This is a genomic window from Bradyrhizobium sp. S3.3.6 (assembly GCF_040546905.1).
Taxonomy (GTDB): Bacteria; Pseudomonadota; Alphaproteobacteria; order Rhizobiales; family Xanthobacteraceae; genus Bradyrhizobium; species Bradyrhizobium cytisi.
On record NZ_JBEPOT010000002.1, the window covers coordinates 261,602 to 282,245 of the forward strand.

Below are 20,644 nucleotides of genomic sequence, written 5' to 3' on the forward strand. Positions count from 1 at the left end.
CCGGGCGCGCTGCAGCGCGCTTGTGCTGCTGTGCAGAGCCGGGACCCACGCTATAGTCACCAGTACAAAGACGGCTGGGCCCCGGCTCAGCAGCGCACCGTTTCACGCTGCGCTGCATCCGGGGCACGAGAGAGCATGCCTATGGACCGCGAATTCCTGATCGACCTGTTCGCCGATTTCGGCCCCGTCGCCATCCGAAAGATGTTCTCCGGCTACGGCATCTCCGCCGACGGCATCAACTTCGCACTCGCCCTTCGCGCCGGCCTGTTCTTCCGCGCCGACGAGGTGACCATTCCCGATTTTGAAGCGGAAGGCTCAAAGCCCTTCCAGTATTCGACCCGCGCCAAGACCGTGCTGGTGAACTCCTATTGGGAGCTGCCGGCGCGGCTGTTCGACGATTCCGAGGAGCTGGCGCAATGGGCGAGGGCGGCGCTCGCCGCCGCCCAGCGCGCCAAGGTGAAGAAGCGCCCGAAGGGGAAGAAGGTCGCGAAGAAGGCGGAGCCGAAGAAGCCCGTTGCGAAAAAACGGCCAGCCAAGAAGTCGGTTCGTAGGGTTGGCAAAGTGAAGCGTGCCCACCGTTGAAGTCCCGGTGTGGAGAGATGGTGGGCACGGCGCAAGCGCGCCTTTGCCGACCCTACGGCACGTCACTCCGCGGCCTTGGTCAAACCAACCCGCATATCCTTCGCCACGAACACACAGGTGCCGTCAGCAAGCACGCGGCCGTCGGCTATCCCGAGCACCAGCTTGCCGCGGCGGACCATGCGCATGGTGACCTCGTAGCGCACGGATCGCGTCGTCGGCGTGATGGCGCCCGTGACCTCGACCTCGCCGACGCCGATGGCGCGGCCCTTGCCCGGTGAGCCCGACCAGCCGAGCCAGTAGCCGACCATCTGCCACATCGCATCCAGGCCGAGACTTCCGGGCATCATCGCGTCACCGCGATAGTGACAATCGAAGAACCAGTGGTCCGGCACAACGTCGAGCTCGCCGACGATATGGCCCTTGCCGAACTCGCCGCCGTTCAGGCTGAGTTCGGTGATGCGGTCCATCATGAGCATCGGCGGCGCCGGCAATTGCGCATTGCCCGGACCGAAATAGCCGCCTTCGATCGATTTCAGCAGCTCGTCCCTGGTGTAAGACGGTTGTGGCCTGTGAAAATCATGAGGATTGGGCACGACAACAAGTCCTCGATACGCGCGATCAGACGTTGCAGGTGGCGAGGAAGATGTCGTCCGTCAGGTTGGAATGTCAAGCGCGGCCCGCGTCTCTCGGCCCGCCGTGTCCCGCCTCACGCCACCCGGTTGTGTGTCTCGACCGCGTATTCCGGGTCGACTTCGCAGATCACGCGGTTGCGGCCGTTGCGCTTGGCGGCGTAGAGACAGGCATCCGCACGCTCGATCAGGGCATCGGTGTCGTCGCCCTGCTTCAGCATGGAGACGCCGACCGAGATGGTGACGCGGCCGAGGATCTCGCCGGTCGATTTCTTCTTCAGCTCCTTCGCCATCACGGCGCGGCGAATATGGTCGGCGACGGTGAGAGCCTGGCGCAGCGCCGTGTTGGGCAGCAGCACGGCGAACTCCTCGCCGCCATAGCGCGCAGTGATGTCCTGGCCCTTGATGGTCTGCTTCATGGACAGGCCGACCAGGCGCAGCACCTGGTCGCCGGTGAGATGGCCGTAGGAATCGTTGAACGACTTGAAATGGTCGATGTCGAACAGCAGCAGTGACAGCGGCTCGCCCGAGGCGAGTGCGTTCTGCACGGCCATGCCGATCATGCGGTCGAAATATTTGCGGTTGCCGAGCCCGGTCAACGGATCGGTCAGGCTCTCGGCGCGGATCGCTTCCAGGCTGTGCTGGAGATTGCTGATCTCGTTCTTCGACAGTGTCAGCCGGCCTTCCAGCGCCTTGTTGGTCTCGCGCATCTCGTCGGTCGAACGCAGCAGCGTCTCGACGATCGCCTTGATCTGCTCGCGGCTCTTGGCCGAGGACAGTTGCTCGGTCGCGCGCGACAGGCTGGTGTCGTAGGCACCGGTCATCCCGAGCGCGTCGCTCAAGACGGACATCACGTCGTCGATCTCGCCGATGACGCGCGCGCCGACCTTGTCGATGCGGTCGGTCGTTTTGATGTGGGAGAGATAGGTGTCGTAGATCTGCTCGAGATCGGCTTCGGTCAGCTTGCCGCTACGTGCCAGCGTCTCGTTGATGATCTTGTTGAGCGGGGCATTGTAGCCGGTCGCGTAGACGTACCAGATCTCGTAATTGCGGGGAATTGCGGTTTGCTTCAGCGACCGGATCTGACCGAGCGCCACCTCGGCAAACGCCATCGTGCGTTCATGTTCATCGAGAACCTTGACCACAGAACATACCCCACAACGGTCGATGCGCTCGCGACCGCAGCAATGCTTAAATTATGTTCGTAGGCTAACGGACGATGATGAACGGTCGGTAAACGGTCGACCGCTCAACTCACGCGTGTATCGTGGTTTCAGGCCCCGGCGGGGGAGCGGACCGGTCGGAGCAGGAAGGCCGGGAGGTGCGAGTGATCGCCGGGCTCGGTATCGGCTTCGCGCTGGCGGCGCGGCTCGGGACGGCCGATCGACGGGACATGCGACGGATTGGCCGGCTGGCGCGATCCTCCGCGCGGCTCGGACGGCTGCCTTGCCTCGCGCGGAGGCCTTGCTTCGCGAACAGGCCTCGCTTCGCGAGGAGACCGTGCTTCAGCGGCAGGCGTTGCATCCGTCGAAGGCGCTGCCTCCGAGGAGTGTCGCGCCTCGCGCGGCTCGTGGCTGCGCTCACGGTCACGACCGCGCTGCGGCTTGCCGCGTCCGCCGCGGGAACGTTCGCGATCGCGTCCGCGCGATTCGCGCGGACGGTCGCCCTGCTCACCCGAACCCGCATGTACTTCGTAATCGCCTTCCGCGCGGGGAATGCTCTGGCCGATCAGCTTCTCGATCGCGACCATCGACTTCTGGTCGAGCGGCGTAACGAGCGAGATCGCCATGCCGGACCGGCCTGCGCGGCCGGTGCGGCCGACACGATGGACGTAGTCGTCGGGATGGTGGGGGACGTCGAAATTGAAGACGTGGCTGACCTCGGGAATGTCGAGGCCGCGGGCGGCGACGTCTGAGGCGACCAGCAGCGGCAACTCACCCTTGCGGAACTGTTCGAGTGCCGCCGTGCGGGCCGACTGGTCCATGTCGCCGTGCAGGGCGCCGACGCTGAAGCCGTGCTTTTGAAGCGATTTGTGAACGACCGCGACCTCGCGCTTGCGATTGCAGAAGATGATCGCGTTCTGGAGATCCTTGGCCTCGCGCAGCAGGCGGCGAAGCAATTCGCGCTTTTCATGCGCCTCGCGCCCGGCCGGGACCTGACACTGCGTGACGGTGACTGCGGTAGTGGCGGGCTTGGAAACCTCGACCTTCTGCGGATTGTGCAGGAAAGTTTCGGTGATGCGCCGGATCTCCGGCGGCATGGTCGCGGTGAAGAACAGGGTCTGCCGCGTGAAGGGGACGAGCTTGCAGACGCGCTCGATGTCGGGAATGAAGCCCATGTCCAGCATGCGGTCGGCTTCGTCGATGACGAGCAGCTCGACGCCGGTGAGCAGCAGACCGCCGCGCTCGGTATGGTCGAGCAGCCGGCCCGGGGTGGCGATCAGCACGTCGACGCCGCGGGTCAGCTTGGCATCCTGGTCGCCGAAGGAGACGCCGCCTATCAGCAGGGCGACGTTGAGTTTCTGGCCGGCGCCGTAGCGGTCGAAGTTTTCCTTCACTTGCGCTGCGAGCTCGCGGGTCGGCTCCAGGATCAGTGTGCGCGGCATGCGTGCGCGGGCGCGACCCTTTTCGAGGATGGTGAGCATCGGCAGCACGAAGGCTGCGGTCTTGCCGGTGCCGGTCTGGGCGATGCCGAGCACATCCTTGCGTGCGAGGACGTGGGGGATCGCCTGTTCCTGAATGGGGGTGGGGGTGGTGTAACCGGTGGCCGCCACTGCGGCGAGGACTTTTTCGGATAGTCCGAGATTGGAAAAGGACATTGAGCCTCTGGTCGAAACCGCCGTTCGGAATCGAGGGTAATAAGGCTGTCGCGTTCCACCCCGAAACGGCGCGCTCTCAAAGAAGCTGGGGGTGCTGACTCACGCGAACAAAGCGCCAGCTCAGGAATCGCTCTTCGATACCGAGCCGCGTCGACCCGGAACATAGGGCGGAATCGGCCAAAGTCAATGGAGCAGGCGCGGGAAGACCCTAAAAACCCTCAGGTTTTTGCCCAAATACCGGGCGCGGCTGGGCTTTTCGCCGCAGCAGCCAGCTCGGTGGTTAACGCGCGCCTGCGGCCCGGGCCCGGAAATCGCCGGGCGCCATGCCATAGGCGGCGTTGAAGACCCGGTAATAGGTCGCCAGGCTCTCGAAGCCGCAGGCGCTGGCGATGTCGGCGATCAGCCGCTCCGGCGCTTCGCACATCAAGCGGCGGCTCTGCTTCAACCGCTCTTCCGTCACGGTCTGCGAGAAGCTGCGGTCGGCGACCTCGAACAGCATGTGCAAATGGCGCACGGAGACGCCGAGCAGGTCGGCGACACGCGTCGGCGCCAGATCGGGGTCTTGCAGATGGCGCGCGATCAGGCGCCGCGCCAGCGAGAGGCGGCCGGTCCGGAGCGCGGCCTGTCCGCGCCGGCTGCCCGGCCTGACGATGCCGCGCTCTATCAGCGCCAGCTGCCCCAAGGCCTGTACAAGCAAGGCCTGTACAAGCGGGACCGCGCCGGACGAACCATCATTCGCGGCGGCGTCGCCGAGGTCGGCAAAGCAGGCGTCGAGCAGAGGCGCGAGAGCGGGATCGTTGAAAACCTTGGGCGCAAGCTCGCGCGTGCGCTTGTCCTGTGTCGCGAGGCCGCTGACGGGGATCTTCAGGATCCGCAGATGGAAACCGGAATCGCCCAACGGCCTCGTGTGGTAGGGCAGGTCGGTATGGCTGGTGGCAAAGCCGCCATTGGCGATCGCGAAATCGCTCGAGCGCATGCCGCCGAACCAACCGCCGCCGCCGAGCTGCTGGTAGACGCAGATGCTGTCACCCGGCGCGTAGCCGATGTCGGCCTGGCTGCGCTCGACCGCATAGGAAGACGCCTTCAGCTCCACGAGGGCGCCATTGCCGACCTGGCTCAGCGAGAATTCGCCGTAGAAGTCGCCGCGCCGTTCGCGCTCGAGCTCGGCGGTGACCCCGAACAGCCCCTTGGCGCGGACCTCGCGCCAGAAATCGAAGCGATCGTGCGGCTCGACCTCGTCGGTGCACCAGCGATACACGGCAGCCCTCGTCTCGAACGGAATTCCGCCCAAGAAGAAGCAGATTCCACGAGAATCTTCTATAGGCCAAATCATGGCGCCGCGGGGACGGACCGGTTGAACCGCCGTTACGGCTGGACCGACTATCACATCAACGGCGTAAGGTTCCGCATGGAGCCAACGGGGAGCCGTTCTGCAGCGGGAATATCACGATGACGCGTCGGTTTTTCAGAATTTTGGCGGCGCTCGGCCTGGCGGCGGGCCTCAGCGGTTTCGCGAGTGCCGCACATGCCGAAAAGCGTGTCGCGCTCGTCGTCGGCAACAATGACTATAGGAACGTTCCGAAGCTCCTGAAGGCCGTCAACGACGCCCGCACCATGGGCGATACGCTGAAGCAACTCGGCTTCACCGTGATGGTCGCCGAAAACCAGAACCGTCAGCAATTCTCCGAGACGCTGCTCGCCTTCGACCGGGCGATCGAGCCCGGCGACACCGCGTTCTTCTTCTATGCCGGCCACGGGTTCGAGATTGCGGGCCAGAACTATCTGCTGCCGACCGACGTGCCGGCGGCGGCCGAAGGCCAGGAAGAGCTGGTGCGCGACGCTTCGATTCTCGCAGATCGTGTCGTCGAGCGCCTCCAGAACAAGAAGGCGCGCACCTCGATCCTGGTGTTTGACGCCTGCCGCAACAATCCGTTCGAGCGCAGCGGCACGCGCGCAGTCGCCGGCGGTGGTGGGCTTGCGCCGATGACGCAGCTGCCCGAAGGCGTGTTCTCGGTGTTCTCGGCAGGTCCGCGCCAGACCGCGCTCGATCGCCTCTCCAACGATGATGCCAATCCCAATTCGGTGTTCACGCGCACCTTCGCCAAGGAGCTGCTGCAGCCCGGCGAGAACCTCGTGCAGGTCGCGCAGCACACGCGCCGCCTGGTCAGCGAGATGGCCGATACCGTCAAGCACAAGCAGGTGCCGGTCTATTTCGACCAGATGGTCGACGACGTCTTCCTCAGCGGAGCCGCGAAGGATGCCGCGGCCGCGCGTCCGGCCGACCCGCCGCCGCAGAAGCTCGCGGCGCTGCCGCCGGTCTCGGTGCCGCGCGTGCCGAAGGAAGAGACCACCAACGCGCCGATCGCGAGCTTCTCGCGCCACAATGGCGGCTGGAGCGTAACGTTCTCCTTCGCTGATCCCACCCTCGGGGTGTCCTGGCGCATGGCAGGCAATGGTGATTTCCGCGAGACCGGCTTCATCGACGCGCTCGATCCGCGCACGCGCAAGCGGATGCCGAACCCGTCGATCGAGCTGCCCCCGGACGCGCAGGCCGGCACCATCGAGGTCCGCTACGTCGACGCGTCCGGTGACATGCAGGGCCCGTTCCCGATCAAGTTCGATCCCGAAGCGGCGCTGATCCGGGACCAGCGCAAGATCCTCGACATGACCGCCACGAGCTGGCTGTCGTTCCGTCAGTTTAACGGGCTGCTGGTGTATTATTCCCATCTGGTGTCATATCGCTGCGCGATCCGCGAGGCGCGGATCGGCATCGACACGGCGGTGCCGGACAAGGTGCTGAAGCTGCCGCCTTGCGACCTCCGCGATCCCTCGGCGATCACGGCCGGCATGCTGCTCTACGAGAAGCTGCCTCCGGCCACGCAGTTCATGTCGGTCGAATTGACCTATCGCGACGGCAGCGTTTCCGAGGTCAAGAGTTTTCGTACGGCCAACCGCAGCAACAATTGAGCTGTCTCGGGGGCTCCGAAGCGGGCGGGGACTGGTCCGCTAAGGCCGGCGCTTCCTGAAGAGGCGCTTGGCAGAGTCGATGGCCTCGATCAGGGGTGGCGCCAGCGAGAAGAAAGTTCCCATGGCGATCGAGATGATGACATGGCTGAGCAGGAGCTTCTCCTGCTCCTCAAACGGATAGCCATGCTGATCGATCCGCACAGGTGCAAGCGCACCCGTCGCCCGCGGATCCAGTCTTCGCGGTTTGCGCGCCGGAAGCATGATCACGACAAAAAGCACGTTGATCAACAACCAGATGCTAAGCACTATGAGGAGGGTGCGCACAGCAAGATCATCCTGAAATCAATCGAACTCGTCAGCAACGCTACGGACCATTCGCTCTCACGGCAAACCAATTCGGACTTGTTGCACCGCACAGCGGACTAAAGTCGCAAGCGAGGATCTGATGGCTGAAACAGATACGCCTCAGCACACCGTAGGTCACTCCGTGAGAGTCCGGTGTTGCATTGTCGGCGGTGGGCCCGCGGGAATGATGCTCGGCTATCTCCTCGGGCGCGCCGGCATCGATGTCGTGGTGCTGGAGAAGCACGCCGATTTCTTCCGCGATTTTCGCGGTGATACCGTGCATCCCTCGACGCTACAGCTGATGGACGAGCTCGGCCTGATCGACGGCTTCCTCAAGCTGCCGCATCAGCGCTTGCAGACGATGGATGGCCTGTTCGGCGGCACCAAGGTGCGGATCGCCGATCTCAGCCGGCTCAACACGAAATACCCCTTCATCGCCTTTATGCCGCAGTGGGATTTCCTGAATTTCCTGCGCAAGGCAGGCGGGCGCTTCGCCTCGCTCAAGGTGATGATGAGCACGGAGGCGGTCGACCTGATCCGCCGCGGCGAGACCATCGCCGGCGTGCGCGCGGAAACGCCAGACGGCACTGTGGACATCGAGGCCGATCTCACCGTCGCCTGCGACGGCCGGCATTCGACCGTGCGCGAGCGCGCCGGCCTTGAGGTCAAGGAGATCGGCGCGCCGATGGACGTGCTCTGGTTCCGTGCCGGCCGCAAGCCGGACGAGACCGAGAATCTGTTTGCACGGATCGAGCCCGGCAGGATGATGGTCACGTTCGACCGTGGCGATTACTGGCAGTGCGCCTATGTCATCGCCAAAGGGCAATACGATGCGGTGAAGGCGAGGGGGTTGCAGGCACTGCTCGACGACGTCGTCCGCATGGCGCCGGTCCTGCGATCCGGAATTGCCGACGTGAAGAGTTTTGACGACATCAAGCTGCTGACCGTCGCGATCAACCGCCTGCCACGCTGGACGCGGTCGGGCCTGCTCTGCATCGGCGACGCCGCGCATGCGATGTCGCCCGTCGGCGGCGTCGGCGTCAATCTCGCCGTACAGGACGCGGTCGCGACTGCAAACCTGCTCGCGGAGAAGCTTCAGCGCGGCTGTCCATCCGAGGACGAGCTCGATACCGTGCGGCGCCGCCGCGAGTTCCCGGTGAAGATGACCCAGGCGATGCAGGTGATCGTGCAGAACAACATCATCAGGGGCGCGCTGCAGGGCGGCGATCACCCGCTCAAGGTGCCGCTGCTCCTGCGATTGATCTCCGCATCGCCATGGCTTCAGGGGATTGCGGCGCGCTTCGTTGCGCTCGGTGTGCGGCCCGAGCACGTGCGTTCAAAGGCCGCGCCGGCGTCAGGGATTCAGTAGGGATAATGTCGCGTTAAATCGCGCGCTTTGCGTTGCGTTCGCGCAACAGCGCACGCGGATTTATAGACCGCAATGCGTCAATCCGGCGCCTTAACTCTCTTGATTCAAATTTGAGTAAGAACTGTCTGTGAGCGTGCACCCATCAAAGGACACGGGGTGTACCAGTATCATGCGTAACAAATTGATTGCCGCCTTCGCCTGCACGACCGCTCTGGTTTCGACCGGCGCTGCTTCCGCTGCCGATCTCGGCGCGCGGCCCTACACCAAGGCGCCGGCCTATATCGAGCCTCTGTTCAACTGGACCGGCCTCTATGTCGGCGGCCACATCGGTGGCGCATGGACCAACGAGCAGTTCATCAACAATGGAATCGGGGCGCCGTTCGGTGATCTGACGCCCGGCCAAGGCTATCGTCAGCGTGGTAGCGGCATCATGGGCGGCGCCCAGATCGGCTACAACTGGCAGGCCAACAACTACGTGTTCGGCATGGAAGGCACGATCTCCGGCCTCAACAACAAGGGTACCATCGTGAACACCGCGTTCGGCGCGGGCGACGACGTGTTCTCCTGGCGTGCGAACGTTCTTGCCACCGTCGTCGGTCGCGCTGGCTTCGCGGTTCAGAACAACCTGTTCTACATCAAGGGCGGCTATGCCGGCGTCAACAACCGCCTGTCGGTGACCGACACGGTCGGCCCGGCGACGGGCAACGGCGGTCAGACCCACTGGGCCAACGGCTGGACCGTGGGCGCCGGCTGGGAATACGGCATCACCCGCAACTGGATCGTCGGCCTCGAGTACAATTACGCGGCCTTCGGCAGCCAGACCTATCAGCTCGGCGGCACCTCGGGTAACTACACCTTCGATGCCAAGCCGCGCGACATCCAGTGGGCGGTTGTGCGCGCGAGCTACAAGTTCGATGCGCCGGTCATCGGCCGCTACTGAGCAACAAACGACCAACCAGCAAAAAAGATCACTGCCAAAAACTTAGAGCCCCGGCATCGCCGGGGCTTCTTTTTTACGCGAAAGGCGCCTCAGGCCATCACCGAGAAGCCGCCATCGACGGGGATCGCGGTGCCCGTGACGAAATTCGAAGCGGGCGAGGCCAAGAAGACAGCGATGCCGGCGAAGTCGTCGATGTCGCCCCAGCGCCCCGCAGGCGTGCGCGCCAGCACGCGCTCGTGCAGACCCGACACCTGCTGCCGCGCGCCGCGGGTGAGATCGGTGTCGATCCAGCCCGGCAGGATCGCATTGACCTGAATGTTGTCGGGCGCCCAGGCATTCGCGCAGGCGCGCGTGTACTGCACGATGCCGCCCTTGCTGGCCGCATAGGCGGTCGCGAAGCTCGCGCCGAAGATCGACATCATTGAGCCGATGTTGATCACCTTGCCGTTGCCCGATGCCTTCAGCGCCGGATAGGCGAGCTTCGAGCACAGGAAGGCGCTGGTAAGGTTGGTGTCGATCACCTTGTTCCACTCGTCGAGCTCGAGCTCGTGCGGCGGCTTGCGGATGCTCATGCCGGCGTTGTTGATCAGGATGTCGATGCGGCCGAGGTCCCCAACGACGCGGTCGATCATCGCCGCGACCGCGTCCTTGTCGGTGACGTCGGTGGTGACGGAAATCGCCTTCACGCCGCGCGCCTTGAGATCGGCAACGGCAGCCGCCGACTTGGTTTCGTTGCGTCCGACCACGGCAATATCGGCGCCGGCGTCCGCAAGCCCATGGGCGAGGCCGAGTCCGATGCCGCCATTGCCTCCTGTGACGATCGCGACCTTGCCGCGGAGATCGAACCGGTTGGATGTCATGCTTTCACTTCCTGGTTTCTTCTATTGGTTGCTTTGCCAGATCAGCACCAGCCCGAAGCCTGCCATGGCGGCGCCATAGCCGGCCCATTGCAGCTGGTTGACCATGAAGCTCGATCGCGGCCAGGCGACGGTGCCCGTGCCTTGTCCGATCCAGAGCAGCCCGACAGCGAGGGCAAACAGGCCTGCGATCAGCAGAAATCTGCGCATGCGTTCCTCCCTGTCGGTCTGATTCTGTCGTGGCCTGCGGAACAAAAGGACGGCCGCACTTCGCGAGAGCTTGCGGCCAGACTAGCCGTAGCTTCTGTTCGGATACAATGGGCAGGGATGCAAGGCCGCGCGAGAACGCATGTTCGCCGAGACCACCTCGGGCATCGCCGGCGCGAGCAGCTCGTTGAAGGCGAGCATCAATCGCTCAGGCCTCCGAACACGAAAAAGCCCCGGCAATGCCGGGGCTTTAGCGTCTGAAGTTGAATTCGGATCAGATCAGTACTTTTCAGCTCAGTACTTGGCGACGACCGGGCCGGTCCAGTTGAAGCGGTAGACCAGCGAGGTCGAGATCGTCTGGTTCCAGCTGTTGGCGCGGATGCTGTTGACGCCGGTCGGCAGGTTGGTGACGTCGGAGAGCTCATCCCGGGTCTTGGCGTTGTAGAAGGCCGAACGGTACTCCGTCTTCATGAACCAGCCGGGCGAGGAGATGCCGAAGATGTTCAGGCTGTTCTCGACGCCGCCGCCGACGAAGAAGCCGTTGCGGTTGTAGCCGGCGAGATGGACACCGGCGGGAACGCCACCCAGATTGGTGAAGCTCGTGCTGCCGAAGTGAGCGCCCGAATAACCGCCGTTGACATAGGAGAGAACGTTCGGAGCGACCAGCCAGCCGAGGCGGACGCCGGCGGCCCAGGAGTCTTCCAGCTTCTGGTTGCCGGTGTAGCCGAGGATCGGATCCTGCACGGTGGAGCGGATGCTGCCGAATTGACCGTCAGCGAACACGCCGGCGACCCAGGTGCCGCTGAACTGCCAGTCGTAGCCGAGACCGACGGTGCCGAACCAGCCCGAACCACCCTGACGCTGGGTGATGGTCAGCGGAACCGCGCCGACGGTCGACTGGACGGACTGGTCGGAGTTCGAGAGACCGCCGCCGCCACCGCCGAAGATGTAGAAGCCGGTCCAGTTGGCAACCGGAGCCGCCATCGGAGCCTTCACGTAGGGACGGGCCGCAAGGTCAGCCGCCGAAGCCGAACCGGTCATCGCCGCAACCGCGGTCAGCGCGAGTACAATCTTCTTCATGATTAAATCCCCAACCTTAGGTCCGTAGCAGGCGCGAGCGCTCTGAAGTCCGTGTGATCTGATGCCCGGACTATAGACGGTTCTCGCCGAAATGCTGTTGCAGGGCAGGCACAGTCGCCGGAAAACGCCCGCCATCCGGGTTTTGAGGTGCCGTCAATAAGTCCCCAAAAAGCGACGTAATTTCAATGTATTACGCCGGTCTCCGCATCGCCTGCCCGGGTAGGGTTCTGTTAGGAATTCGCCTTTGTCCGAAACGGAGGCGATCCTGCCTCAGCCTTGGCTTGCCGACCGGCCGCTGTGAGTCGTTGGCCGAGTCGCGCTTTCGCCATCCCAATTGAAAAACCCCGGCCACGGGCCGGGGCTTTTCAGCGGGAATCGCCGCATCAGACGTCGAGCAGCTCTTCGCTCGCGAACTCGGCCTTGTCGGAGATGAAGGCGAAGCGCGCTTCGGCCTTGGTGCCCATCAGGCGTTCGACGGAATCCGCCGTGGTGTCGCGATCGTCGGCGAGCAAGACGACTTTCAGCATGGTCCGCTTGGCAGGATCCATGGTGGTCTCCTTGAGCTGCGCCGGCATCATCTCGCCGAGGCCTTTGAAGCGGTTCACCTCGACCTTGGCGTTGGCATTGAATTCGCTTTTGATCAGCGCTTCCTTGTGCGCGTCGTCGCGTGCGTAGACCGACTTCGATCCATGCGTCAGCTTGTAGAGCGGCGGCACTGCGAGGAAGAGATGCCCCTCGTCGATCAGCCGCGGCATCTGCCGGTAGAAGAACGTGATCAGCAGCGATGCGATGTGGGCGCCGTCGACGTCGGCGTCGGTCATGATGATGATGCGCTGATAGCGCAAATCCTCTTCACGATACTGCGCGAGCATGCCGCAGCCGATCGCCTGCACCAGGTCGGCGAGTTGGGTGTTCGCCGTCAGCTTGTCCTTGCCGGCGGAGGCGACGTTGAGGATCTTGCCGCGCAGCGGCAGCACGGCCTGGGTCTTGCGGTCGCGCGCCTGCTTGGCACTGCCGCCGGCCGAGTCGCCCTCGACGATGAAGAGTTCCGAGCCGTCCAAGCCCGCATCGCTGCAGTCGGCGAGCTTGCCGGGCAGGCGCAGCTTCTTGCCTGCGGTTTTCCGCGCGGTCTCTTTCTCTTGCCGCCGACGCAGCCGCTCCTCGGCGCGGTCGATCACGAAATCGAGCAGCCGGTTGGCCATGTTCGGATTGCCCGACAGCCAATGGTCGAACGGATCCTTCATCGCCTGCTCGACGATGCGCTGCGCTTCGGCGGTGGCGAGACGATCCTTGGTCTGGCCCTGGAATTCAGGCTCGCGCACGAACACGGACAGCATCACGGCGGCGCCCACCATCACGTCTTCCGAGGTGATGGACGAGGCGCGCTTGCCCTGACCGACGCGTTCGGCGTGATCCTTCAGGCCGCGCAACAGCGCGCTGCGCAGGCCGGATTCGTGCGTGCCGCCATCGGGCGTCGGTACGGTGTTGGTGTAGGAGGAGAGGAAGCCGTCGGCATCCGCGGTCCAGGCCACGGCCCATTCGCAGGCGCCATGCGCGCCGTTGCGGCCCGACTTGCCAGAGAAGATGTCGGGATGCACCAGCGTGTCGGCGTGGATCGCCGCCGCCAGATAGTCCTTCAGGCCGCCGGGGAAGTGGAAGGTCGCTTCCGGCGGAACATCCTCGACGCCCTTGAGCAGCTCGGGCGCGCAGTTCCAGCGGATCTCGACTCCGCCGAACAGATAGGCCTTCGAGCGCGTCATCTTGAACAGGCGCTGCGGCTTGAACGCGGCCTTGGCGCCGAAGATGTCGGCGTCGGGCTTGAACCGCACGCGCGTGCCGCGGCGGTTGTTGACCTTGCCGAGATCCTCGAGCTTGCCCTTGGGATGGCCGCGCTCGAACGTCATGCGATGCAGCTTCTGGCCGCGCGCGACCTCGACCTCGAGCAGCGAGGAGAGGGCGTTCACCACGGAGATGCCGACGCCGTGCAGACCGCCGGAGGTCTCGTAGACCTTGCTGTCGAACTTGCCGCCCGAATGCAGCGTGCACATGATGACTTCAAGCGCCGACTTCTTCGGAAACTTCGGATGCGGATCGATCGGGATGCCGCGGCCGTTGTCGGTGACGGTGAGGAAGCCGTCCGCGGAGAGCTCGACGCCGATGAAGGTCGCGTGTCCGGCCAGTGCCTCGTCCATCGAGTTGTCGATGACTTCGGCGAAGAGGTGATGCAGTGCCTTCTCGTCGGTGCCGCCGATATACATGCCGGGCCGGCGCCGCACCGGCTCCAGGCCTTCGAGCACCTCGATGTCGGCGGCCGTGTAATCGGCCTCGCCGCCGGTTCCGCGCGGCGCTGCCTTCGCGGCGGCTGTGCGCCCCTTCGGCTCATTGCCGTCGAATAGGTCGTCTTTGGCTTTTGTTTTCAACTGCTTGGACATATATCTTGATGCGTTTTGATGGCCGCGAAGGCGGCGAATCGGTTGGCCCGACTATGCCACTTCTGGCTTCGAAAGGTTATCGCAGCGCTGGCCGGGCGCTGTGGGTGGGAGCTAATGCCGGCGAATTTACGCCGCAAGCTAACCAAATCCCGGCAATTTGAGGCTTCGGTCCGGCCGGAGCCGGCTTTGTGACTTGATGTCACACAAGTCCCTGGCTTACCAGTGCTTTTCACCAGCAGCACCTCAAGGCGGGGCGGGAAGGCTATTCTGGAATGGAGCAGTACGCGCACGCACTGGCCGATTTCGTGCGCCTCCATCAGGCTTGGGCTGCGCCGATCGTGTTCCTGCTGGCGTTCGGGGAATCGCTGGCCTTCATCTCGCTGTTGATCCCGGCCTGGGGGGCGCTGGTCGCCATCGGCGCGCTGATCGGGGCGAGCGGCATCAGCTTCTATCCAATCTGGATTGCCGGCGCGATCGGTGCTGCCCTCGGCGACTGGGTCTCCTACTGGTTCGGCTACCGCTACAAGGAGCAGGTCGCGCAGATGTGGCCGCTCTCGCGCTATCCGGAAATCCTGCCCAGGGGCGAGGCGTTCGTGCGGAGCTGGGGCGTGCCCAGCATCTTCATCGGCCGCTTCTTCGGACCTTTGCGCGCCTCCGTGCCGCTCGCGGCCGGCATTTTCGAGATGCCTTACTGGAGCTTTCAGGCCGCCAATTTCGCCTCCGCGCTGGTCTGGTCGGCGGCGCTCCTGCTGTTCGGCGATGTGATCGCGACGATCATGGAATGGCTCTGGCGCGTGATCTGAGCGAGACCGGGACAGGTTGACGCCCGCAGGGCGGAAGAAATTTAAAAGTCGTTCTTTTCGAGAGTGCGGCTGGTAATTTTCGCCTGCTAGTTGAGTTGCCGACTTAACGGCCGAGCGCTCAGCATATGATCGTACGCGTTTGTTCAGCTTTCCTGGTGGCGTTGCTCCTCGCGTCGCCATGCATGAAATCGTATGCCGCTGAATCATCCGCCGCTGATCGGCCCGGCTGGGTCGATCCGGGCTGGCGGCGAACGGTGGCGCGCTACGCCGTGACATTCGACGAGAAGGGGCTGAGCACGGAGGTCTTTGAGTTCGAAATCAAGGCGCTCGACGAGAAGGGCGCCGAGGCGATCGCGCAGCAGAGTTTTCAGTACAACAGCTATTTTGACGATTTGTCCTCGATGGCGCTTGCCACTCTCAAGGCCGATGGCACCGTGGTCGAGGTCGACGAGCGCGCCATCCGCGATCAACCGGCGTCGACAGATTCCTCGTCGCCCTATTTCGACGAGGTTCGGAACAGAATCATCGCCTATCCCCATGTTGCTCCCGGCGACAGCATCCGCGGGCGTCTGGTCTACAAGGCGAAGCAGCCGAGATTTCCGGGTGAGTTTGCGCGCTCCTGGAGCGAGCCGGCGAGCCAGCCTCCCGAATTGCTCGAGGTGACCGTTGATGGACCGGCATCCAGGCCTTTGCGGGTCGCGTTGCGCAATGTCGAGCACCGTGAAGAGAGGGTGAACGATCGGATCGTCCATCACGTGCGCTTCCAGCAAGACGCGCCCAGACCCCGCCAGATCGACGACGAGACGCTCGCATTTGCCGAGCGTTTCGAGGTCAGCACGTTTGCCGACTATTCCGCTTTCGCGGCGATGCTGAACGCACGCAACGCACCGATGGCGCGACCGGACGACAGGGTGACGCGACTGTCGCGGGAGATTGCCGGCGACGCCGTCGGCACGCGCGCGAAGGTCGAGCGCCTCTACAATTGGGTGGCTCGAAACATCCGCTACGTCGGGATTGGACTCGAGGACGGCGGCTGGACGTCGCAGCCTGCCTCGGCTGTGCTGGCCTCGCGCTACGGCGATTGCAAGGCGCACGCGACGTTGTTCAAGGCGCTGCTTGCCGCCCAGGGCATCGAAGCCAATCTGGTCGCGGTGAACGCCGACGCAAGATACACGCTCACCGAAATTGCCACGCCGAATTTCGACCACGCGATCGCTTATGTCCCGGAGATCGACCAATATCTCGATCCGACCGCGCCGCTGTTCGCTTTCGGCTCCCTGCCGCCGAACCTCGCGGGCAAGCCGGTTCTCAACATCGACAAGGGCACTTTGAGCCGCATTCCCATGGCTGGTCCGGAGCGCTTCCGGATGGCTGCGGAAACGGACTACGTCCTCGGCAATGATGGGAAACGCGAAGTCCGCTCGATCCTGTCTGGCACTGGCGTTGGCGCGCAAATAGGACGCACGCTCGCGCAGGGATTGGATGATGAAGACCGGCGTATGGCCGCCAGAAAGCTGATCGAGCAGGCCGGTCTGACCGGCACCGGCGATTACACCTATCCAAATCCGCGCGAACTGACAGACGACTACGCGATCACATCAACGTTCCAGATCAGCAAACCTGTCGATCTCGACCGGCCCGCGCGCATCAGGATGTTGCCTCTGACCGATCCAAGACAATCGCTCCTGCGGTTGGTTGCGCGCCAGACGAATGGACGGCCTTTTGTTTGCCGACCGATGGAATACCGCGAGGTCGCTTCACTCACGGTTCCCGAAAACACATTCTTCTACGAGAAACCGGCACCGATCGCCTATTCGGCGACGTTCGAAGGCAGAACGGGCAACGCTGAAATCCACGGCCGGATCGAGGTGAATGGCACCATCGCTGTCGATGGCCGAACTATCCGCTCCAATGCGCTTCTTCGCCTGACGCTCGACGCACCGGTCTGCCCGGCGGAGTTTGGTCCGGCTATCGAGAAGGGGTTCGATAAGCTCGACGAGTTCAAGTACGGGCTGATCGGCCTGACCCCGAAGGGAGCAGCCTCGGTTGTCGAAGTCAGTGCAGACTTCACCGACGGTGCGAACGCATATCTTGCTCACGATTTCCAACGCGCGATGGAGAGATTGAAGCCGCTGGCCGAAATCGGCAATGCACGTGCGCAGTCCTATTTGGGCGCGATGTACCGGGACGGAAATGGAACGAAGCGCAATCGCGCGGAGGCGATCAAGTGGTTTCGTCTCTCTGCCGAACAGGGCGATGCCTACAGTCAGGAGCAACTTGCCTACCTCTACGAGACGGGCGCAGGGACGGCTCGCGACGAAAAGCAGGCGGCCGAGTGGTACGGCAAGGCCGCGGATCAGGGCAATGCCTACAGCCAGACCCGCCTTGCCGCCATGTACAGGGACGGACGAGGCGTTCCCCAGGACTTTGCCCTCGCTTTCGATCTGTTTTCGAAGGCGGCTGAGCAGGGCTCGACGTACGCGCAGACGGGTCTCGGCCTCTTGCACATCAAGGGCGAAGGTGTGCCACAAGACCTTGCCAAAGGCATTTCCCTGCTGCGCAAGGCCGCCGATCAGAACGACGGCTGGGCTCAATACAATTTGGGGTGGGCCTATGAGAGTGGCACGGGTGTGCCGAAGGACACCCAGCAGGCAATCAATTGGTACAGCAAGGCATCGGCTCGTGGAAACGAGCAAGCAGGCGCTCATCTATATGAGCTGACACGCGGAGGTTCCTTCTGGGGGACACTCTTCAGTCATCTCGGCCTGGCTAGGTGGTAGCGACCCAAAGGCTGCGGCGGGGCGGAATGACAGCTCCAAATCCTTGACGCCAGGCCGGTTTGGCCTTATAGCCCCGCGCCATGATCAACGCCGCGACCATCCTGTTCGCCCGTCGCCGCCGCCGCTGTTTAGCGGTTTGGGCGGTCGATCGCGTTTGAGATCATCGTCTTTGCCGCTGGACCCGATCCGCGGCATTCTCTCTCCTGTCAGCGCGATCTGATCCGGCGGCCCCCAAGGAGGCCCAGCAGGAGACCACGATGTACACGCCACCCTTTTTCAAGCCGGATCGCGCCGCAAGCCTGAAATTCGCAGGCGACCGCGGCTTCGGTACCATGTGCGCCTTCGACGGCCACAAGCCGGTCGCCTCGCCGCTGCCGTTCTATTTGACCTACGCCGCCGACGGCACGCCGCAGGCCGCCTTTCATGCTGCACGTCACAATCCGCTGGTAAAGCTTGCGGACGGCGCAACGTCCTGGCTGCTCGCGATCAATGGCCCCGATGCCTATGTATCGCCCGACTGGTACGTCTCGCCGGATCAGGTGCCGACCTGGCTCTACCAGTCGGTGCATCTGAGCGGCCCGGTGCGGCTGTTGTCGGACGATGAGCTGGCGGTGCAGATCGATACGCTGAGCGACAAGTTCGAGAGCTGGCTGTTGCCGAAGACGCCGTGGAATTCGGCGAAGATGACGGCAGGCCGGTTCGAGACGTTGAAGAAGGCGATCGTGGGTCTGGTCATGACGGTTGAAGAGGTCGAAGGCAGCTTCAAGCTCAACCAGCACAAATCGGACGCCGACTTTGCGGCGATCGCGACTGCGCTCGGCGAGGGCGATGCCGACGCGAAGCAGATTTCACAGTTGATGCGGCAGGCAAGGCCGCAAGCTTTTGCAGACGACACGAACAAGCTCGAAAGGAGCGTGCCATGAGCCTTTCTGAAACCAGCCTCGTTGACACCAAGGACGCCCCGAAGTCGGGTGCCGCCAGCAAGCCCGCCACCGTCTTCGTCGACGGCGGCTCCGGCACCACCGGCCTCGGCATCAATGAGCGGCTCAAGCTCCAGAATGACGTCGTGGTGAAGACCATCGCCGACGACAAGCGCAAGGATCCGGCGGCCAAGAAGGCGCTGATGGAGGAGGTGGATCTCGTCATCCTCTGCCTGCCTGATGATGCCGCCAAGGAGACGGTGGCGCTGATCGATAGCATGGGCGCTGCGGGGCCGAAGGTGCTGGATGCCTCGACCGCCTACCGGATCGCGCCGGACTGGGCCTACGGTTTTCCGGAGCTGGCACCGGATCAGGCCGGCAAGATCAAGGCCGCGAAGAAGGTCTCCAATCCCGGCTGCTATCCGACCGGCGGCATTGCGCTGCTGCGGCCGATCGTCGATGCCGGCCTGTTGCCGCCCGATTATCCCATCAGCGTCAACGCGGTGAGTGGCTATTCCGGCGGCGGCAAGTCGATGATCGCGAGCTTCGAAGACGGCAGCGCGCCGTCGTTCGAGCTCTATGGCCTCGGCTTCGAGCACAAGCATCTGCCGGAGCTGCAGCTCTATTCGAACCTGACGCGGCGGCCGATCTTCATTCCCTCGGTCGGCAATTACCGGCAGGGCATGCTGGTCTCGATCCCGCTCCAGCTCGACGCGCTGCCGGGCAAGCCGAGCGGCGCCGACCTTCAGGCCACGCTCGCCAAACGCTACGCGGGCTCAAGATACGTCTCGGCGATGCCGCTCCAGAATGAGGCGTCGAAGGGCGGCCGGCTCGAGCCGGAAGCGCTCAACGAGACCAACATGCTCGAGCTATACGTCTTCGCCAGCGACAAGTACCATCAGGCGGTGCTGGTCGCGCGGCTGGACAATCTCGGCAAGGGCGCCTCGGGCGCAGCCGTGCAGAACATGCGGCTGATGCTCGGCATGGCGGACGTGTAAGTCACGGCCGTGCCCCGGACGCAGCGCAGCACTTCTTCAGTGATGCGCTGCCGAGCCGGGGCCCATCTTCTTGCTTGGTCTGCTTTCTGGGTCCCGGCTCGCGCTTCGCGCGTCCGGGACACCAAGCCTCAATACTTCGCGACGACCGGGCCACCGAACCGGTAGTTGATGCGCGCGGTGATCAGGTCGACATCCTGACGGATGCTATCAGTGCGCGAGAACGCACCGGCAGGCACCGCCGGCGCCAGCACGCCATTGGCCGTGAGGGTGACGTCGTGCCGGCCCATGAACAGGTGGTCGTATTCGAGGCCGACCGACCAGTTCTGGGCAAAGCCATATTCGAAGCCGACGCCGACCGTACCGCCCCAGCGGGTGTCGTTCGCGCGATCGAACTCGGCGCCGGCCAGTCCGCCCGTACCGATCCCGCGGTATTGATTGCTGGTGACCGCGGCGCCGCCCTTCACATAAAGCAGCGCATTATTCCAGGCGTAGCCGACCTGGCCGGTGAACAGTCCGAAGGCGTCGATATGGGTGCGGTTCGCGACGCCGAACACCGTGCTGGCATTCCGGCCCGAGAGGTCGGCCCAGTCGCCCTGAGCCTCAAGACCGAACACCAAGGCGCTGCTCTGCCAGCGATAGCCGATCTGGCCACCGGCGACGGCGCCGGTCGCATCATGGCAGCCTTCGGCGATGCCGGCCGGGAAACCGGCAGTCCCGTCCCAGCAATTCCGCGACGTGCCATAGCCGCCGTTGGCGCCGATGTAGAAGCCGCTCCAATCATAGACCGCGGCGATCATCGGCGGTGCCTTGGTGTAGGGGCGAGCGGCGAGATCGGCGGCGTTGGCCTGGGTCGCGACGGCGGCGAGCGCGAGCGCGCCGAGCGCGGATACAACCTTCAAATTCATGTCTTCCCCGAA

General features: G+C 63.9%; 19 protein-coding genes. 9 read left to right on the plus strand and 10 right to left on the minus strand.

Annotated features, from left to right (window positions below; genetic code table 11):
* Positions 1 to 141: 141 nt before the first annotated feature.
* Entirely contained in the window at positions 142 to 582 is a 441-nt protein-coding gene (locus ABID59_RS05855; protein ID WP_148748854.1) for a TfoX/Sxy family protein, read from the plus strand.
* A gap of 62 nt (positions 583 to 644) precedes the next feature.
* Here ABID59_RS05855 and fabA read toward each other — a convergent pair whose 3' ends face one another.
* The 4 genes from fabA to ABID59_RS05875 form a co-directional block, all read right to left on the minus strand.
* Positions 645 to 1,175 carry a bifunctional 3-hydroxydecanoyl-ACP dehydratase/trans-2-decenoyl-ACP isomerase gene (gene fabA, locus ABID59_RS05860; RefSeq protein ID WP_354082743.1) on the minus strand — a complete coding sequence of 177 codons (531 nt, stop codon included), beginning with the start codon at positions 1,173 to 1,175 and terminating at the stop codon, positions 645 to 647.
* 113 nt (positions 1,176 to 1,288) lie between these two features.
* Positions 1,289 to 2,356, minus strand: coding sequence for a GGDEF domain-containing protein (locus tag ABID59_RS05865; protein ID WP_148748809.1), 1,068 nt, complete (start codon positions 2,354 to 2,356; stop codon positions 1,289 to 1,291).
* A 128-nt stretch (positions 2,357 to 2,484) separates the two neighbouring features.
* A complete protein-coding gene (locus ABID59_RS05870) occupies positions 2,485 to 4,029 on the minus strand; it encodes a DEAD/DEAH box helicase (RefSeq protein WP_354082744.1) in 1,545 nt (514 codons plus the stop codon).
* A gap of 280 nt (positions 4,030 to 4,309) precedes the next feature.
* Positions 4,310 to 5,287 (minus strand): helix-turn-helix transcriptional regulator, encoded by a 978-nt coding sequence (locus ABID59_RS05875; protein ID WP_148748811.1) that lies wholly within the window; start codon positions 5,285 to 5,287, stop codon positions 4,310 to 4,312.
* 191 nt (positions 5,288 to 5,478) lie between these two features.
* On the opposite strand from ABID59_RS05875, the gene ABID59_RS05880 reads away from it, so the two are divergent.
* Positions 5,479 to 6,996 (plus strand): caspase family protein, encoded by a 1,518-nt coding sequence (locus ABID59_RS05880; RefSeq protein ID WP_148748812.1) that lies wholly within the window; start codon positions 5,479 to 5,481, stop codon positions 6,994 to 6,996.
* A 39-nt stretch (positions 6,997 to 7,035) separates the two neighbouring features.
* On the opposite strand, the gene ABID59_RS05885 is transcribed toward ABID59_RS05880, so the two are convergent.
* The gene (locus ABID59_RS05885; RefSeq protein WP_148748813.1) at positions 7,036 to 7,320 is read right to left on the minus strand and encodes a hypothetical protein; all 285 of its coding nucleotides are present in this window, start codon (positions 7,318 to 7,320) and stop codon (positions 7,036 to 7,038) included.
* 121 nt (positions 7,321 to 7,441) lie between these two features.
* Between ABID59_RS05885 and ABID59_RS05890 the strand changes: the two genes are divergently transcribed.
* Both ABID59_RS05890 and ABID59_RS05895 read left to right on the plus strand, forming a co-directional pair.
* Positions 7,442 to 8,710 (plus strand): FAD-dependent oxidoreductase, encoded by a 1,269-nt coding sequence (locus tag ABID59_RS05890; RefSeq protein ID WP_354082745.1) that lies wholly within the window; start codon positions 7,442 to 7,444, stop codon positions 8,708 to 8,710.
* Between the two features lie 169 nt (positions 8,711 to 8,879).
* Positions 8,880 to 9,650 carry an outer membrane protein gene (locus tag ABID59_RS05895; protein WP_354082746.1) on the plus strand — a complete coding sequence of 257 codons (771 nt, stop codon included), beginning with the start codon at positions 8,880 to 8,882 and terminating at the stop codon, positions 9,648 to 9,650.
* An 89-nt stretch (positions 9,651 to 9,739) separates the two neighbouring features.
* Here the strand turns inward: ABID59_RS05895 and ABID59_RS05900 are convergent, their stop codons facing one another.
* The 4 genes from ABID59_RS05900 to parE form a co-directional block, all read right to left on the minus strand.
* Positions 9,740 to 10,510, minus strand: coding sequence for an SDR family NAD(P)-dependent oxidoreductase (locus tag ABID59_RS05900; protein WP_148748816.1), 771 nt, complete (start codon positions 10,508 to 10,510; stop codon positions 9,740 to 9,742).
* 21 nt (positions 10,511 to 10,531) lie between these two features.
* Positions 10,532 to 10,717 (minus strand): hypothetical protein, encoded by a 186-nt coding sequence (locus tag ABID59_RS05905; protein WP_007609848.1) that lies wholly within the window; start codon positions 10,715 to 10,717, stop codon positions 10,532 to 10,534.
* Between the two features lie 291 nt (positions 10,718 to 11,008).
* A complete protein-coding gene (locus ABID59_RS05910) occupies positions 11,009 to 11,794 on the minus strand; it encodes an outer membrane protein (protein WP_148748817.1) in 786 nt (261 codons plus the stop codon).
* A 383-nt stretch (positions 11,795 to 12,177) separates the two neighbouring features.
* Positions 12,178 to 14,226: a DNA topoisomerase IV subunit B gene (gene parE / locus ABID59_RS05915; RefSeq protein WP_354033507.1), complete on the minus strand. Its 2,049-nt coding sequence runs from the start codon at positions 14,224 to 14,226 to the stop codon at positions 12,178 to 12,180.
* Positions 14,227 to 14,231: 5 nt separating this feature from the next.
* On the opposite strand from parE, the gene ABID59_RS05920 reads away from it, so the two are divergent.
* The 5 genes from ABID59_RS05920 to argC all read left to right on the plus strand — a co-directional run bounded on the left by ABID59_RS05920 (position 14,232) and on the right by argC (position 19,727).
* Complete coding sequence (locus tag ABID59_RS05920) at positions 14,232 to 14,387, plus strand: hypothetical protein (RefSeq protein ID WP_354033508.1); 156 nt, start codon at positions 14,232 to 14,234, stop codon at positions 14,385 to 14,387.
* Between the two features lie 111 nt (positions 14,388 to 14,498).
* Positions 14,499 to 15,029, plus strand: coding sequence for a DedA family protein (locus ABID59_RS05925; protein WP_148748819.1), 531 nt, complete (start codon positions 14,499 to 14,501; stop codon positions 15,027 to 15,029).
* 182 nt (positions 15,030 to 15,211) lie between these two features.
* A complete protein-coding gene (locus ABID59_RS05930) occupies positions 15,212 to 17,809 on the plus strand; it encodes a DUF3857 domain-containing protein (protein WP_354082747.1) in 2,598 nt (865 codons plus the stop codon).
* A 257-nt stretch (positions 17,810 to 18,066) separates the two neighbouring features.
* Positions 18,067 to 18,732 (plus strand): FMN-binding negative transcriptional regulator, encoded by a 666-nt coding sequence (locus tag ABID59_RS05935; RefSeq protein ID WP_354082748.1) that lies wholly within the window; start codon positions 18,067 to 18,069, stop codon positions 18,730 to 18,732.
* Entirely contained in the window at positions 18,729 to 19,727 is a 999-nt protein-coding gene (argC, locus tag ABID59_RS05940; RefSeq protein WP_354082749.1) for an N-acetyl-gamma-glutamyl-phosphate reductase, read from the plus strand. The genes ABID59_RS05935 and argC overlap by 4 nt, the downstream gene beginning before the upstream one ends.
* Before the next feature lie 128 nt (positions 19,728 to 19,855).
* Here argC and ABID59_RS05945 read toward each other — a convergent pair whose 3' ends face one another.
* The gene (locus ABID59_RS05945) at positions 19,856 to 20,632 is read right to left on the minus strand and encodes an outer membrane protein (RefSeq protein WP_148748822.1); all 777 of its coding nucleotides are present in this window, start codon (positions 20,630 to 20,632) and stop codon (positions 19,856 to 19,858) included.
* Positions 20,633 to 20,644 lie beyond the last annotated feature (12 nt).

What these genes read in the sequence shown, in the direction of transcription:
- ABID59_RS05880 (WP_148748812.1), top strand. Translation starts at nt 5,479, where the DNA reads ATGACGCGTCGGTTTTTCAGAATTTTGGCGGCGCTCGGCCTGGCGGCG.
- ABID59_RS05890 (WP_354082745.1), top strand. Translation starts at nt 7,442, where the DNA reads ATGGCTGAAACAGATACGCCTCAGCACACCGTAGGTCACTCCGTGAGA.
- ABID59_RS05905 (WP_007609848.1), bottom strand. Translation starts at nt 10,717, where the DNA reads ATGCGCAGATTTCTGCTGATCGCAGGCCTGTTTGCCCTCGCTGTCGGG.
- ABID59_RS05910 (WP_148748817.1), bottom strand. Translation starts at nt 11,794, where the DNA reads ATGAAGAAGATTGTACTCGCGCTGACCGCGGTTGCGGCGATGACCGGT.
- parE (WP_354033507.1), bottom strand. Translation starts at nt 14,226, where the DNA reads ATGTCCAAGCAGTTGAAAACAAAAGCCAAAGACGACCTATTCGACGGC.
- ABID59_RS05855 (WP_148748854.1), top strand. Translation starts at nt 142, where the DNA reads ATGGACCGCGAATTCCTGATCGACCTGTTCGCCGATTTCGGCCCCGTC.
- ABID59_RS05930 (WP_354082747.1), top strand. Translation starts at nt 15,212, where the DNA reads ATGAAATCGTATGCCGCTGAATCATCCGCCGCTGATCGGCCCGGCTGG.
- ABID59_RS05925 (WP_148748819.1), top strand. Translation starts at nt 14,499, where the DNA reads ATGGAGCAGTACGCGCACGCACTGGCCGATTTCGTGCGCCTCCATCAG.
- ABID59_RS05945 (WP_148748822.1), bottom strand. Translation starts at nt 20,632, where the DNA reads ATGAATTTGAAGGTTGTATCCGCGCTCGGCGCGCTCGCGCTCGCCGCC.
- ABID59_RS05935 (WP_354082748.1), top strand. Translation starts at nt 18,067, where the DNA reads ATGTACACGCCACCCTTTTTCAAGCCGGATCGCGCCGCAAGCCTGAAA.
- ABID59_RS05900 (WP_148748816.1), bottom strand. Translation starts at nt 10,510, where the DNA reads ATGACATCCAACCGGTTCGATCTCCGCGGCAAGGTCGCGATCGTCACA.
- ABID59_RS05870 (WP_354082744.1), bottom strand. Translation starts at nt 4,029, where the DNA reads ATGTCCTTTTCCAATCTCGGACTATCCGAAAAAGTCCTCGCCGCAGTG.
- argC (WP_354082749.1), top strand. Translation starts at nt 18,729, where the DNA reads ATGAGCCTTTCTGAAACCAGCCTCGTTGACACCAAGGACGCCCCGAAG.
- ABID59_RS05895 (WP_354082746.1), top strand. Translation starts at nt 8,880, where the DNA reads ATGCGTAACAAATTGATTGCCGCCTTCGCCTGCACGACCGCTCTGGTT.